Here is a 12,352-nt window from a genome sequence, read left to right as displayed (position 1 = left end):
GACCTTAGCGGCGCCGGGACGCCGACGGCGACCAGGACCAGATCAGCAGCGCACCGATGAGGCCGAACAGCAGCACCCCGTTGGGCACGTGGGCGCCCAGCCAGGACCAGGTGAAGTGCTGGAGGAGGCCGACGACGAGCAGTGCGACGCTGGCCCACACCGGCCAGCCGGCGCCGCGGCCCGGCCGCCAGACCAGGACGGCCAGCACGATCTGCACGAGCGCCACCAGGTGGACGACCATGCCCGCCATGACGTGCGTCTCGGCCAGCGCGCCGCCGCCCGCCGCCACGGCCTGTCCGGCGAACGAGGCGGCCACGAGCAGCGCGGCGGCCTGGGCGATGATGACGACGCGCAGGCTGTACAGCAGCCCCGCCGGCACCTGTCGTGTCGTGCCGGGGCGCGGCATGACCTGAGTCTCCCCCATGATGTGCATCCTTTCTGCGAACGAAGGACCCACATCGTGTCGAGGGCGGCCCCACAGGGTCGTCAGCCTGCGGGATGACCCCCCGGTCCCCCACGTGGCGGACGGACCGGGCGGAAGGCGGCGTCCACGAGACCGGCGCGGTGGGCGACCACGGCGGCCTGGATGCGGTTGCGCAGGCCGAGCTTGTCCATGGCGGCGGCGATGTGCGTCTTGACGGTGGTGACGCCGACGTGCAGCTGCTCGGCGATCTCGGCGTTGGACAGGCCGGTGCCGACCAGGGCGAGCACCTCCAGCTCGCGTTCGGTCAGCCCGGACGGCGGCGGCACGGCGGCCTGCTCCTCGGAGGCGAGGAAGCGTTCGACGACCCGGCGCAGCACCGAGGGGGCCAGCAGCTGCTCCCCCGCGGACGCCCTGCGCACGGCGTCGACCATGCGTTCCGGCTCGTCGTCCTTGACCAGGAAGCCGACGGCCCCGGCGCGCAGGGCGGCGTGCACGTCGGCGTCCTCGGCGAACGTGGTGAGCACGACGACGCGGGCCGCCGGGCGGGCCGCCAGCACCCGCCTGGTCGCCTCCAGGCCGTCGACGCGGGGCATGCGCAGGTCCATGAGGATGACGTCGGGCACGTGGCGTTCGGCCAGGCGGACGGCCTCGGCGCCGTCCTCGGCCTCGCCCACGACCTCCATGTCGCCCGCGGCCTGCAGCAACATGCGCACGCCCGCGCGGACCAGCGCCTGGTCGTCGGCCACCAGCACGCGGATCACGCGGCGCTCCTGGCGGGCAGGCTGGCCAGCAGCAGCCAGCCGCCGTCGCCGTCGGGGCCCGCGCTGAGGGTGCCCCCGAGGGCGCGCACGCGCTCGCGCATGCCCGCCAGGCCGCGGCCGGAGGAGGGCAGGCGCTCGATGACGGTGGGCGGGCGGCCGTTGCGGATCTCGATGGACAACCCTTCCTCGGCGGGGGCCACGATGACCCGGACCCGGGTGCCGGGTCCGGCGTGTTTGAGCACGTTGGTGAGACCTTCCTGGACGATGCGCGCGGCGGAGGCGCGGGCGATGAGCGGGGCGCGGTCGCTGGCCGGGTCGAGGTCGAGGTCGACGACGAGCCCGGCGGCGGCCATGCGTTCGGCGGATTCGCGGACCACGTCGGCGGGGTTGGCCAGCAGGTCGGGGCCACGGTCGGGGTCGCGCAGCAGGTCGAGCAGGTCGCGCAGGTCCTGGAGCACCTGGTGGCCGGTCTCGCGGATGTCGGACAGCGCGTCGGCGACCGGCCCGTCGGGCGCAGTGTAACGGGCGGCGCTGGCGCGCAGCACCATGGCGCCGACGTGGTGGGCCACGATGTCGTGCACGTCGCGGGCGATGCGCTCGCGCTCGGCGAGCTGGTCGGCGCGCACCTGGGCGACCGCGAGCCGTGCCGACTCCTCGGCGCGCAGGCGTTCGGCGGCGGCGGCGGCACGCCGCATGCCCAGGTAGCGGCCGATGGCGATGGGCGTGGCCACCAGCGTCATCAGCACGCCGACGCGGACCGGGGTGATCTCGGTGCCGTCCCCGACCACGGCGATGGCCGACAGCAGGCAGCCGGTCAGGTACGCGGCCGCCGTCCAGGCCCAGGAGGCCACGCGCATCGCGAACACGCCGATAGCGATGAGCGTGAGGATCAGGCAGGTGTTGACGGCGTCGTTGAGATAGCTGTCGGCGGCGATCAGCAGCACGGCCTGCAGCAGGAGGACCAGGCCGGGCAGGCGCCTGGCCACGCCCAGCGACAGCCCGCCGACCACGGCGAGCAGGCCGATCACCCACACCGGAAGGGCTCCGCTGTGCCAGGAGGTCCAGGTGCTGAGCACGGTGATCGCCACGCCGCCGGCGGCCAGCAGCGCGTCGGGCGTGACGTCGCGCTCCTCCAGCCGCTCGGCCGAGCCGCGCAGGTAGGCGCCGAGCACGGTGGGGAAGACGGGCAGCAGCACCGAGTAGATCCAGGTGTTGCCGGTCAGCGCGATGCCGGGGTCGGCGATGTTGACCGCGGTGGCCAGGACGGTGGCGCCCACGCCGAGCAGGGCGGGCTTCCAGGCGACGCGGAAGCCGACCACGCCGAGCGCGACGCAGATGAGGATCTGCGCGGTGTTGGAGGTGTAGGAGCCGAGCTGGTCGCTGAGGACGAGGAAGAGGGCCAGGTAGAGGGTGACGGGCAGCGGCCATCGCCGTACCATCCCCATGGGCAGGCCCACCAGGAGGGCCATGGGGATGTTCATCGCCGCCGGCAGGTACGCGGTGTCGCCCGCGTGGGCCGTCGTCAACAGGTCCAGGCCCACACCTGATACCGCGAGCAGGACATCGAGCGGCACACCACGCCAACGCATGGGCTCACGCTATCCACCCTCGACCGATAGCTGATCCTCCGCGCGGAGGACCCCGTCTCCTCCTAGTGGCCGCCGGTTCGTCCAAAGGAGGGAGCACAAGGGGTGATCTTCCCTATACGTTCGAGGCCATGTCCAACGACACCGCAATGTTCCTCGGCCAGTTCCTGCGCGCCCCCGCCGTGATCGGCGCCGTCGCCCCGAGTTCGCGCCGGCTGGCCTCGGCCGTCTGCGCGCCGGTCCCGGAGCGCGGCGAGCCGACCGTGGTGGAGCTCGGCCCCGGCACCGGCCCGTTCACCGCGGAGATCCAGCAGCGGCTCGGCGGGCGTGGCCACCACCTGGCCGTCGAGGTGAACGGGCGGCTCGCGGCGCTGCTCGCCGAGCGTTTCCCCGGCGTGGACGTGGCCCACGCCGACGCGGCGCGCCTGGGTGAGCTGCTGAGCGGGCGCGGGCTGAGCCACGCCGACGTGGTGGTGAGCGGGCTGCCGTGGGCGGCCTTCCCCACGGGGCTGCAGCACGAGCTGCTGGACGCGGTGACGTCGGTGATGAGCCCCGGCGCGGCCTTCACCACCTTCTCCTACATCCACGCCATCCCGCTCAGCTCGGCCCGCCGGTTCCGGGCGTTGCTGGCCGAGCGGTTCGAGGAGGTCGTGCCCGGACGTACGGTGTGGCGCAACACGCCGCCGGCCTTCGTCTTCCACGCCCGCAGACCTCGACCCTGAACAGAACGAACTTCTACGATGGCGTGATGGATTTCACCCTTCCCGAGAGCGCCCAGGCCGTCCAGCGCGGTGTCGCCGAGATCTGCGCCCGCTACGACCTCGACTACTGGCAGCGGTGCGAGAGCGACAAACGCTGGCCGGAGGAGGTCTGGGCCGACCTCGCCAAGGGCGGCTGGCTGGGCCTGGCCGTGCCGGAGGAGCACGGCGGGGGCGGGCAGGGGCTGCTGGAGCTCGCGGTGGCCACCGAGACGCTGGCGAGCTCGGGCGCGGCGGGCGGCTCGGCCTTCACGTACGTGCTGACCCCCGGTTTCGGCGCGCTCACCCTGGCCCGGCACGGCACCGCCGAGCAGCGGGCCGAGCTGCTGCCCCGGCTGGCCACGGGCGAGATCGAGACGTGCTTCGCCCTGACCGAGCCGGACGCCGGCTCCAACTCCCTGGCGATCACCACCTCGGCCCGCCGCGACGGCGGCGACTACGTGGTCAACGGCCAGAAGATCTGGATCACCGGCGTGCAGCGGGCCACCTGGATGTTGCTGGTGACCAGGACGGTCCCGGCGTCGGAGGCCAAACCGCGCACCCACGGGCTGACGGTGTTCCTGGTGAACGTGCCCGAGGCGGTCGCCGCCGGGCAGCTCTCCTACCGGCCTATCCCCAAGATGGGCGCGAACACCACGCCGTCCAACATGGTCTTCCTCGACGACCTGCGGGTGCCCGCCGCGAACGTGGTCGGCGAGGTGGACGGCGGCGCGGCCGTGCTGTGGGACATCCTCAACCCCGAGCGGGTGCTGCTGGCCGCCTCCGCGCTCGGCGGCGCCGAGGTGGCGCTGCGGGTGGCGGTCGGCTACGCCAAGGAACGCGAGGTGTTCGGCCGCCCGATCGGCGCCAACCAGGCCATCGCGTTCCCGCTGGCGCAGGTCAAGGCCAAGATCGAGCTGGCGCGGCTGATGCTGTACAAGGCGGCCTGGTCCTTCGACCGGCGGCTGCCGTGCGGCACCGAGGCCAACATCGCCAAGCTGACCGCCTCCCAGGCCGCGTGGGAGGCGGCCGACGCCGCGTTCCAGACGCACGGCGGCATGGCGTACTCGCTGGAGTACCCGGTGGCCAGGCTGCTGGCCGACGCCCGTATCGGAAGGGTGGCACCCGTGACCGAGGAGCTTCTGCTCAACTACCTCGCGACACAGGTGCTCGGGTTGCCCCGGAGTTTCTGACGGCCCTCAGGCCCTGCCCGTCGCTTTGCGGATCACGTCACGGGCCCTGTCCATGATCGCGGCGGGCGGGCCCGCCAGCAGGTTCTCCGGCGCGGTCTCGACGCCGGCGTGCGGATGCGTGGGCGCGATCGCCTCGGCGGCCTTGACCCCGAGCGCCATCGCGCGCAGCTCCTTCTCGCCGGCGGCCTGCCTCAGCCTGGGGAACTCCTCGCGTTCCTCGGCCTCGGCGTGCTCGACGACGGCCTTGCGCAGCGTGGCCAGGTCGGCCGCGAACTGCGGGTCGTCGACGCCCGCCCGCTCCATCAGGGTGAGCATGTCCTTGGCCGCGTTCTCCTCGGCCAGGCGCTCGTCCACCAGGTCGTCGCCGTCGTCGACGTGGCGGCGCGCGTACGGGTGGACGATCTCCTCCTCCGCTGTCTCGTGGACGGCCAGCAGGCGCACCAGCCTCTGGAAAGCCGCTGCTTTGTCCTCGGGGGCAGCGTTCTCGACCTCCGTGAACTGGCTCCTGATCTGCTCGTGCTGGCGCACCAGCAGGTCGACCACATCGTTGTCCGTCATGAGGGTGCGCCTACCCGAGGCCCGGACAAGCACACGCGCCCGCTCAGCCGAACGACGGCGGCCGCTTCTCGCGCACCGCGCGCACGCCCTCGACCACGTCGGGGCCGGTGAAGCCGAGGAACTCCATCGCCAGCGAGGCGTCGAAGGACGGGCCGGCCAGGCGCAGCCAGTTGTTGAGCGAGTACTTGGTCAGCCGGATGGCCTCCTGGGAGCCCTGGGCCAGGCGGACCGCGATCTCCATCGCCTTGTCGTGCACCTGGTCGTCGTCGACGCACAGGCTGACCAGGCCCATGCGCTCGGCCTGCTCGCCGGTGACGGGCTCGCACAGCAGCAGGTGGTACTTGGCCTTGGCCATGCCGCACAGCAGCGGCCAGATGATCGCGGCGTGGTCGCCGGCGGCGACGCCGAGCCGGGTGTGGCCGTCGATGATCCGGGCGGTGCGGCCGGCGACCGAGACGTCGGCCAGCAGCGCCACCGCGAGCCCGGCGCCCACGGCGGGGCCCTGGACGGCCGAGACGATCGGCTTGGAGCAGTTGAGCACGTTGTAGACGATGTCGCGGGCCTCGGTGAACACCCGCATGCGGGTGGCGTGGTCGCGGGTCATCTCCTCGATCATCGACAGGTCGCCGCCGGCCGAGAACGCGGTGCCCTCGCCCCGGACGACGATCGCCCTGACGGAGTCGTCGCGGTCGGCCTCGCGCCAGATCTCGCTCAGCTCGCGGTGGCCGGTCATGTCGACGGCGTTGAGCCGGCCGGGCTCGCTGATCGTGACGCGCAGCACGCCCTCGGCCGGGGTGTCGAGCTTGAGCTTGTCGAAGGTCACAGGTGCTCCCGCAGACGGTCGGCGATGTACTGCCTGGCCTCGGTCGCCTGGTCGAACAGGCCGGGCAGGCCGAAGAAGCCGTGGACGGCGCCGTCGAACCTGCGCGCCTCCACCGGCACGCCGGCGTCGGCCAGGCGGCGGGCGTAGTGCTCACCCTCGTCCCTGAGCACGTCGCACTCGGCGGTCAGGATGGTGGCGGGCGGCAGGCCGGTCAGGTCGGCGATGCGCAGCGGGCTCAGCAGCGGGTCGGCCGGGTCGGCGCCGGAGGCGTAGCGCTCGGCGAACCAGGCCATCTCGGCGGCGTCGAGCCCGAAGCCCTTGGCGTAGGCGTGGTAGCTCGGGGTGTCCATGGCGGCGTCGAGCACCGGGTAGACCAGCGCCTGGTGGGCCAGCCGGATGCCGGACCCGGCGGCCCGCCAGGCGGCGACGGCGGCCAGGTTGCCGCCCGCGCTGTCGCCGACGACGGCCACGCTGCCGTTGCTCTGGTAGAAGGCGGGCCTGGCGAAGACGTCGCGCACGACGGTCCAGGCGTCGTCGGCGGCGGCCGGGAAGGCGTGTTCGGGGGCCAGCCGGTAGTCGGCGGAGACGACCACGGCGCCGGTGCGCAGGGCCAGGTCGCGGCCGAGGGCGTCGTTGCGCCTGACGCTGCCGAAGACCCAGCCGCCGCCGTGGAAGTAGACCACGACGGGCAGCAGGCCGTCGCCGGGGTCGGCGCGGTAGATGCGGATCGGCACGTCGCCGGCGAGCTCGTCGCGGACGAACGGGAGCGTGGTCAGGGGGCCCCGCTGGGCCGCGAAGCCGTCGTGCGCGCGCATCTCCTGGATGGTGGCCAGGTCGAGCGTGGCCAGGTCGGCGTTGAGGTCCGACGGGTAGAGGGCGACGTAGTCCCGCGCCTGGGGGTGCAGCGGCATGAGCGCAGCCTAGCGGGCCGCCTCGACGAACGCAGCGAAGAGCCGATTGTCCCCGCCGCGTTCGGGATGCCACTGGAGGCCGACGGCGAACCGGTGGCCCTGCAGCTCGACGCCCTCGACGATCTGGTCCTCGGCCCAGGCCACCGCGAGCAGGCCGCCGCCCAGCCGGCGGACGGACTGCCGGTGCGGCGCGACGGTCCTGACGTGCTCGCCGACGGCCTTGCCGAGCCTGCTGGACACGCTCACCCGGAGGTCGTGGACCCCGCCTGGCTGGCCGTGCCGGTCGTGGCCGAGCACCTCGGGCAGCCACGGGATCAGCGTGCCGCCCTGGGCGACGTTCAGGACGTGCATGCCGCGCGCGATCGCCAGGATCGGCAGGTCGGCCCGGATCGCGGCCCCGGCCAGGGCCAGCTCGAACCGGTCGCGGTGGGTCTGCGGCTCGGGGGCGCGTTCGTCCGGCTCGCCGCCGTAGGTGCCGGCGCCGAGGTCGACGCCCCCGGCCAGCAGGACGCCGGACAGGCCGCCGACGTAGTCGCCGATGCTTCGGGGGCCCAGCGGCGGCAGCACCACGGGCGCGCCGCCGGCCCGCTCGATCGCCTTGGCGTAGGAGGGCGGTGACAGCACGGCCTCGCGTACCCAGTCGCCCCAGCGGGCGGCCTCCAGGTAGGCGGTGATGCCGATCAGCGGTCGGGACATGCGGATCTCCAGGGGCGGGGTCAGGGCCGGCGGGTGCGCGTGCCTTCCCAGGTCACCCGCCTGGGGTGGAGGACCGCCATGGCGGGATGCTACGCCTCCGTCGCGCGGCGGGAAACAGCGGAAACAAAATGCGAAAATCACTTTTATTCGTTTTCTTCGCCAGAAAACCCCATACCGCATTTCGGGTGAATCGGTTGCGACGCATCAGAGGTGGTGTAAGGCTCATTTTCGAGCGCGCCGGAAGTGCCGGGGCACGCCGCGCGTTCACGACCCGGAGCTGCCAGGAGGTGGAGGAGGCGGCCGGAATCGAGTGTCCGGCCCAATAGCGTGGGGTTGAGTGCATGTCGTTGAATCCGCGACTGGTGAAGGAGAGCTTCTCACTCGTCGAGCCCGTGGCCGACAAGGCGACCGCGTACTTCTACGGACGGCTGTTCGCCGCGAGCCCGCACCTGCGAGGGATGTTCCCGCCCGCGATGGACGTCCAGCGCGACCGGCTGTTCGGCGCGCTGACCCGGATCGTGTGGAGCCTGGACAGCCCGGACGGCCTGGCCGCCTATCTGGGGCAGCTCGGCAGGGACCATCGCAAGTACGGCGTGGTCGCCGAGCACTACACGGCCGTCGGCAACGCCCTGCTGGCCACGATCCGGCGCTTCGCCGCCGAGGTGTGGAACGACGAGATCGAGGCGGCCTGGGTGTCGGCGTACACGGCGGCGGCCAATCTGATGATCGAGGCGGCCGACTCCGAGGCGGGGGTCTCCCCGGCCTGGTGGCCGGCCGAGGTCGTCGACCACGAGCTGCGGCGTCCCGACATCGCGGTGGTCACGCTGCTGCCCGCGCAGCCGCTGCCGTACACGGCCGGTCAGTACGTCACCGTGCAGACCGCGCGGTGGCCGCGGGTGTGGCGCACGTTCTCGATCGCCAACGCGCCGCGCCCGGACAACACGGTCAGGCTGCACGTGCGCTCGGTGCCGGGCGGCTGGGTGTCCACGGCGCTGACCAGGCACACCAGGATCGGCGACACGGTCATGCTCGGGCCGCCGATGGGCACGATGACACCGCGCGAGCACAGCGCCCGCGACCTGCTGTGCGTGGCCGGCGGCACCGGGCTGGCGCCGCTGAAGGCGATCGTCGAGCACGTCATCGCCTCGGGCCTACGTCCGCGGATCCACCTGCTGCACGGCGCGCACACCGTGGACGAGCTGTACGACCTGCCCGACCTGCTGGCGATGCAGGCGTCCTTCCCCTGGTTGCAGGTGCTGCCGGTGGTCTCCGGCGACCCCTCCTACACCGGGATGCGCGGCCGGCTGTCGGAGGTGATGGGACGCTTCCACTCCTGGTCCGAGCACGACGCCTACGTCTGCGGCCCGAGTGGCATGGTGGACGCGACCGTGCGCCGCCTCCAGGCCGACGGCGTGCCGCTGTCGCGCATCCACCGCGACGTCGTCCCCGGTGAGCGCTAGGAGGCCGCCGGGTCGCGGCGGAAGGCGGCGGCGGTCTCCTCGTCGGCCGGCCAGAACGTCTCGATGGCCAGCTCCGAGACCGTCACGTCCATGGGCGTGCCGAAGGTGGCGATGGTGGTGAACATCGACAGCACGCGGTCGCCGTCGGCGATGCGCAGCGGCAGCAGGATGTCGCCGGGGCCGGGCACGTGGGCCACGTTGAGGTTGACGCCGGGGTAGGTGTAGGCGGCCAGCTCGTCGTGCAGCTCGGCCAGGCGGCCGTCGGCCGACGCCTCGGCCTGCCTGCGCAGCTGGTGCAGGAGGTAGGCGCGGACCTCGGCCAGGTTCAGCAGCCTGCCGCCCATCGCGTCGGGGTGCAGCGACAGCCGCATCACGTTGACCGGCTCGGCCAGCAGCTCGGCGGGCACGCCGGCCATGAACATGGCGGCCGCCGAGTTGGCCGCCACCAGGTTCCACGCCGCGTCCACGACCAGCGCCGGGTAGGGCTCGTGCCCGGCCAGGATCTTGTCCAGCGCCTGGCGGACGACGGCCATCTCCGGGGCGCGCACCTCGCGCTCGGGGAAGACCGGCGCGAACCCGGCCGCGACCAGCATCCTGTTGCGGTGGCGCAGCGGCACGTCCAGCTCCTCGGCCAGTCTCATCACCATCTCGCGGCTCGGCCGGGCGCGGCCGGTCTCCAGGAAGCTGACGTGCCGGGAGGAGACGTCCGCCTCGATGGCCAGGTCGAGCTGGCTCACCCGCCGCCGCTGCCGCCACGAACGCAACAAATCACCAAATGTCTCTTCTTGTATCGCAAGTGCTCCCATGCCGGAAAACCTACTGGCGACAGGGGAAGCGTCACGATTACCTGCCGGGTAATGCCCGTCCTGTTCCCGTCGTCCACCGGCGGCGGGACGGTCGGCGTGCGGCAAATCTCCCAGTGCTCGGCACCGCCGCCGCCCGCGTGGCACGATGGCGGGAAGCGAACATGGGAGCGATGCTATGACTGACGCAGTCCTCGCGATCGGCACCCGCAAGGGCCTGTTCCTCGCCCGCTCGGCGGGCGGCGGCCCGTTCGAGATCGAGCCGATCCGGTTCTCCACGGTCGCGGTGCCCTCGGTGGCCATCGACACCCGGGGGCCCGCACCCCGGCTGCTGGCCGGCATCGAATACGGCCATTTCGGTCCGTCCGTGATGTATTCCGATGATCTCGGCGAGTCCTGGGGCGAGGCGCCTCAGCCGCCCATCGCCTTCCCCGACAAGACCGACACGACGCTGGCCCGGGTGTGGCAGCTCACGCCCTCGCCGTCGGAGCCGGGCGTGGTGTGGGCCGGCGTCGAGCCGGCCGCGCTGTTCCGCTCCGAGGACCACGGCGTCACCTACCGCCTGGTCGAGGGCCTGTGGGACCACCCGCACCGGCCGCAGTGGCGGCCGGGCGGCGGCGGGCTGTGCCTGCACACGATCGTCCCCCACCCCACCGACCCCGAGGTCATGGGCATCGCGGTCTCGGCCGCCGGCTTCTACCGCACCCGCGACGGCGGCATGTCGTGGGAGGCGGCCAACCAGGGCATCCGCGCGCCGTTCCTGCCGGAGGGGCAGCAGTACCCCGAGTTCGGGCAGTGCGTGCACAAGGTCTGCCTCGACCCCGCCCGGCCCGACCGGCTCTACCTGCAGCACCACTTCGGCGTCTACCGCAGCGACGACTTCGGCGGGAGCTGGCACGACATCGGCTCGGCCCTGCCCTCCGACTTCGGCTTCCCCATCGTGGTCCACCCCACCCGCCCCGACACGATCTTCGTGCTGCCGCTGACGGCCGACATCGACCGCACCCCGGTCGGCCACCGCTACCGGGTCTGCCGCAGCCAGGACGCCGGCGCCACCTGGCAGGAGCTGGGCGACGGTCTGCCCGAGGGCCCGGTCCACGCCACCGTGCTGCGCGACGCGATGACCGCCTCCCCCGCCGGGCTGTTCTTCGGCACCCGCGACGGCGAGGTCTACTGCTCGCGCGACGACGGCGAGAGCTGGTCGCAGGTCGCCCGCCACCTGCCCGACGTGCTGAGCGTGCGTGCGGCGGTGCTCTGACCGATGGCCAGGTCATTCACCAAGCCCGTGACGATGGTCGTGTTCGTGCTGCCCAGCTCGCTGCGGCGGTGGGTGAGCGGGCGCACCGAGGTGAAGGTGTTCGCGGTCGGCGCCGACCGCGACTCCCCGCCCACGCTCGGCTCGGCGCTCGACATGCTCCGGCGCACCCATCCGCTGCTGGAGGAGCGGCTGCGCGACGACTACGGCCGCATCCGCCGGCACATCAGCATGATCGTGTGCGGGGAGAACGCCCGCGGGCTCGGCGACCTGGACTGTGCCCTGCCGCCGGGCGCCGAGGTCTACGTACTGCCCGCCCTCGCCTGACGCCTCAGACCTTGCGCCACCCCGGGACCCAGGCCCCGTCCTCGACGACGTAGTCGCCGAACAGGGCGGGCGCCTCCTTGCGCATCAGCTCGCCGATGCGCTGGAACAGCAGGCGGATCTCCTCCTCCGCGCCGACGGCGGTGCGGGCCTCGATCGTGTGCCGCAGCGTGCGCACGTTGGCCGTCCAGACCAGGCCGGTGGCCAGCCCCTCGGGGGCGAACCTGCGCATGAACGAGGTGCGGTGCTTCTTCTCCGAGAACGGCACGCCCTCCTCGTCGAGCCCGAAGTGCCCGGCCATCCAGAGCTGGAACTGCTCCAGCTGCTCCAGCACGGCCGTGGCCCGCTTCATCAGCTCGGGGTCCTGCTGGGCCCACTCGGGGAACCAGAACGGCAGCTCGTCGAGCCGGACGAAGCGCAGCGACTCCTGGGAGATGGCCACGCCGGGCCGGTGGCGCACCAGCTCGTGCGTCAGGACGCGGCTGACGTTGTGCAGCACGAAGCTGAAGCTGACGTGTTCGAGGACCGAGCCGTGCGCGCTGGCCAGGATGTTGCGCAGGTAGTCGTCCTGGTTCTCCCTGATGCGCACCACGTTGGGGTTGAGGCCGGGCTCGAAGGACCGGTAGCAGAGCCGGCCGGCGAACTCGGCGAGGTTCTGGGCGTCGAGGTCGCCGCGGTCGAGCCGCTCCAGCCAGCTCTCGCCGCCGACCTCGCCCAGGTAACGGGCCAGCTCGTCGTAGTCAAGCTCGGGACGGGCGACGATGAAGACCTCGGGTTCGACACTGCGCATATGGGAGCCCCCCGCTCGGGTTCTGTGGTTT

14 protein-coding genes are annotated in these 12,352 nt (G+C 72.6%); 5 read left to right on the top strand and 9 right to left on the bottom strand.

Features of this window, described 5'->3' with window-relative positions:
• Window positions 1-4: 4 nt before the first annotated feature.
• The 3 genes from ACIA8R_RS29095 to ACIA8R_RS29085 all read right to left on the bottom strand — a co-directional run bounded on the left by ACIA8R_RS29095 (window position 5) and on the right by ACIA8R_RS29085 (window position 2,774).
• Window positions 5-424 (bottom strand): hypothetical protein, encoded by a 420-nt coding sequence (locus tag ACIA8R_RS29095; RefSeq protein WP_364088386.1) that lies wholly within the window; start codon window positions 422-424, stop codon window positions 5-7.
• Between the two features lie 62 nt (window positions 425-486).
• Complete coding sequence (locus tag ACIA8R_RS29090; protein ID WP_364088384.1) at window positions 487-1,185, bottom strand: response regulator transcription factor; 699 nt, start codon at window positions 1,183-1,185, stop codon at window positions 487-489.
• The gene (locus ACIA8R_RS29085; protein ID WP_364088382.1) at window positions 1,182-2,774 is read right to left on the bottom strand and encodes a histidine kinase; all 1,593 of its coding nucleotides are present in this window, start codon (window positions 2,772-2,774) and stop codon (window positions 1,182-1,184) included. Before ACIA8R_RS29085 ends, ACIA8R_RS29090 begins: the two co-directional genes overlap by 4 nt.
• Before the next feature lie 128 nt (window positions 2,775-2,902).
• On the opposite strand from ACIA8R_RS29085, the gene ACIA8R_RS29080 reads away from it, so the two are divergent.
• Together ACIA8R_RS29080 and ACIA8R_RS29075 are read left to right on the top strand one after the other, a co-directional pair.
• Window positions 2,903-3,493 carry an SAM-dependent methyltransferase gene (locus ACIA8R_RS29080; RefSeq protein ID WP_357704841.1) on the top strand — a complete coding sequence of 197 codons (591 nt, stop codon included), beginning with the start codon at window positions 2,903-2,905 and terminating at the stop codon, window positions 3,491-3,493.
• A gap of 26 nt (window positions 3,494-3,519) precedes the next feature.
• Entirely contained in the window at window positions 3,520-4,701 is a 1,182-nt protein-coding gene (locus ACIA8R_RS29075; RefSeq protein WP_397041362.1) for an acyl-CoA dehydrogenase family protein, read from the top strand.
• 6 nt (window positions 4,702-4,707) lie between these two features.
• On the opposite strand, the gene ACIA8R_RS29070 is transcribed toward ACIA8R_RS29075, so the two are convergent.
• The 4 genes from ACIA8R_RS29070 to ACIA8R_RS29055 are packed head-to-tail and all read right to left on the bottom strand — an operon-like array spanning window position 4,708 to window position 7,689.
• Window positions 4,708-5,259: a hemerythrin domain-containing protein gene (locus tag ACIA8R_RS29070; protein WP_397041361.1), complete on the bottom strand. Its 552-nt coding sequence runs from the start codon at window positions 5,257-5,259 to the stop codon at window positions 4,708-4,710.
• 43 nt (window positions 5,260-5,302) lie between these two features.
• Entirely contained in the window at window positions 5,303-6,082 is a 780-nt protein-coding gene (locus ACIA8R_RS29065) for an enoyl-CoA hydratase/isomerase family protein (protein ID WP_397041360.1), read from the bottom strand.
• Window positions 6,079-6,993 (bottom strand): alpha/beta hydrolase, encoded by a 915-nt coding sequence (locus tag ACIA8R_RS29060; RefSeq protein ID WP_364088372.1) that lies wholly within the window; start codon window positions 6,991-6,993, stop codon window positions 6,079-6,081. Before ACIA8R_RS29060 ends, ACIA8R_RS29065 begins: the two co-directional genes overlap by 4 nt.
• 9 nt (window positions 6,994-7,002) lie before the next feature.
• The gene (locus tag ACIA8R_RS29055) at window positions 7,003-7,689 is read right to left on the bottom strand and encodes a gamma-glutamyl-gamma-aminobutyrate hydrolase family protein (RefSeq protein WP_397041359.1); all 687 of its coding nucleotides are present in this window, start codon (window positions 7,687-7,689) and stop codon (window positions 7,003-7,005) included.
• A 341-nt stretch (window positions 7,690-8,030) separates the two neighbouring features.
• On the opposite strand from ACIA8R_RS29055, the gene ACIA8R_RS29050 reads away from it, so the two are divergent.
• Window positions 8,031-9,149 (top strand): globin domain-containing protein, encoded by a 1,119-nt coding sequence (locus tag ACIA8R_RS29050; protein ID WP_357704829.1) that lies wholly within the window; start codon window positions 8,031-8,033, stop codon window positions 9,147-9,149.
• Here the strand turns inward: ACIA8R_RS29050 and ACIA8R_RS29045 are convergent.
• Window positions 9,146-9,916 carry a helix-turn-helix transcriptional regulator gene (locus tag ACIA8R_RS29045; RefSeq protein WP_364088367.1) on the bottom strand — a complete coding sequence of 257 codons (771 nt, stop codon included), beginning with the start codon at window positions 9,914-9,916 and terminating at the stop codon, window positions 9,146-9,148. The genes ACIA8R_RS29050 and ACIA8R_RS29045 overlap by 4 nt on opposite strands.
• Before the next feature lie 214 nt (window positions 9,917-10,130).
• Here ACIA8R_RS29045 and ACIA8R_RS29040 point away from each other — a divergent pair, with 214 nt between their 5' ends.
• Both ACIA8R_RS29040 and ACIA8R_RS29035 read left to right on the top strand, forming a co-directional pair.
• On the top strand, window positions 10,131-11,210 hold the full coding sequence (locus ACIA8R_RS29040; protein ID WP_364088365.1) for an exo-alpha-sialidase: 1,080 nt from the start codon (window positions 10,131-10,133) through the stop codon (window positions 11,208-11,210).
• A 3-nt stretch (window positions 11,211-11,213) separates the two neighbouring features.
• The gene (locus ACIA8R_RS29035) at window positions 11,214-11,534 is read left to right on the top strand and encodes a hypothetical protein (protein ID WP_357975558.1); all 321 of its coding nucleotides are present in this window, start codon (window positions 11,214-11,216) and stop codon (window positions 11,532-11,534) included.
• A 4-nt stretch (window positions 11,535-11,538) separates the two neighbouring features.
• On the opposite strand, the gene thyX is transcribed toward ACIA8R_RS29035, so the two are convergent.
• Window positions 11,539-12,321 (bottom strand): FAD-dependent thymidylate synthase, encoded by a 783-nt coding sequence (thyX, locus tag ACIA8R_RS29030; RefSeq protein ID WP_352350875.1) that lies wholly within the window; start codon window positions 12,319-12,321, stop codon window positions 11,539-11,541.
• Window positions 12,322-12,352: the final 31 nt, after the last annotated feature.

The organism is Nonomuraea sp. NPDC051191, assembly GCF_044455665.1.
Lineage (GTDB): Bacteria > Actinomycetota > Actinomycetes > Streptosporangiales > Streptosporangiaceae > Nonomuraea.
Note: the sequence above shows the minus strand (reverse complement) of the source record. Positions and strands in the feature narration are given on the sequence as shown.

Bases quoted from the DNA above. Each gene is read 5' to 3' on its own strand.
- ACIA8R_RS29080 (WP_357704841.1), top strand. From the start codon at position 2,903: ATGTCCAACGACACCGCAATGTTCCTCGGCCAGTTCCTGCGCGCCCCC.
- ACIA8R_RS29095 (WP_364088386.1), bottom strand. From the start codon at position 424: ATGGGGGAGACTCAGGTCATGCCGCGCCCCGGCACGACACGACAGGTG.
- ACIA8R_RS29055 (WP_397041359.1), bottom strand. From the start codon at position 7,689: ATGTCCCGACCGCTGATCGGCATCACCGCCTACCTGGAGGCCGCCCGC.
- thyX (WP_352350875.1), bottom strand. From the start codon at position 12,321: ATGCGCAGTGTCGAACCCGAGGTCTTCATCGTCGCCCGTCCCGAGCTT.
- ACIA8R_RS29060 (WP_364088372.1), bottom strand. From the start codon at position 6,993: ATGCCGCTGCACCCCCAGGCGCGGGACTACGTCGCCCTCTACCCGTCG.
- ACIA8R_RS29070 (WP_397041361.1), bottom strand. From the start codon at position 5,259: ATGACGGACAACGATGTGGTCGACCTGCTGGTGCGCCAGCACGAGCAG.
- ACIA8R_RS29050 (WP_357704829.1), top strand. From the start codon at position 8,031: ATGTCGTTGAATCCGCGACTGGTGAAGGAGAGCTTCTCACTCGTCGAG.
- ACIA8R_RS29035 (WP_357975558.1), top strand. From the start codon at position 11,214: ATGGCCAGGTCATTCACCAAGCCCGTGACGATGGTCGTGTTCGTGCTG.
- ACIA8R_RS29075 (WP_397041362.1), top strand. From the start codon at position 3,520: ATGGATTTCACCCTTCCCGAGAGCGCCCAGGCCGTCCAGCGCGGTGTC.
- ACIA8R_RS29040 (WP_364088365.1), top strand. From the start codon at position 10,131: ATGACTGACGCAGTCCTCGCGATCGGCACCCGCAAGGGCCTGTTCCTC.
- ACIA8R_RS29085 (WP_364088382.1), bottom strand. From the start codon at position 2,774: ATGCGTTGGCGTGGTGTGCCGCTCGATGTCCTGCTCGCGGTATCAGGT.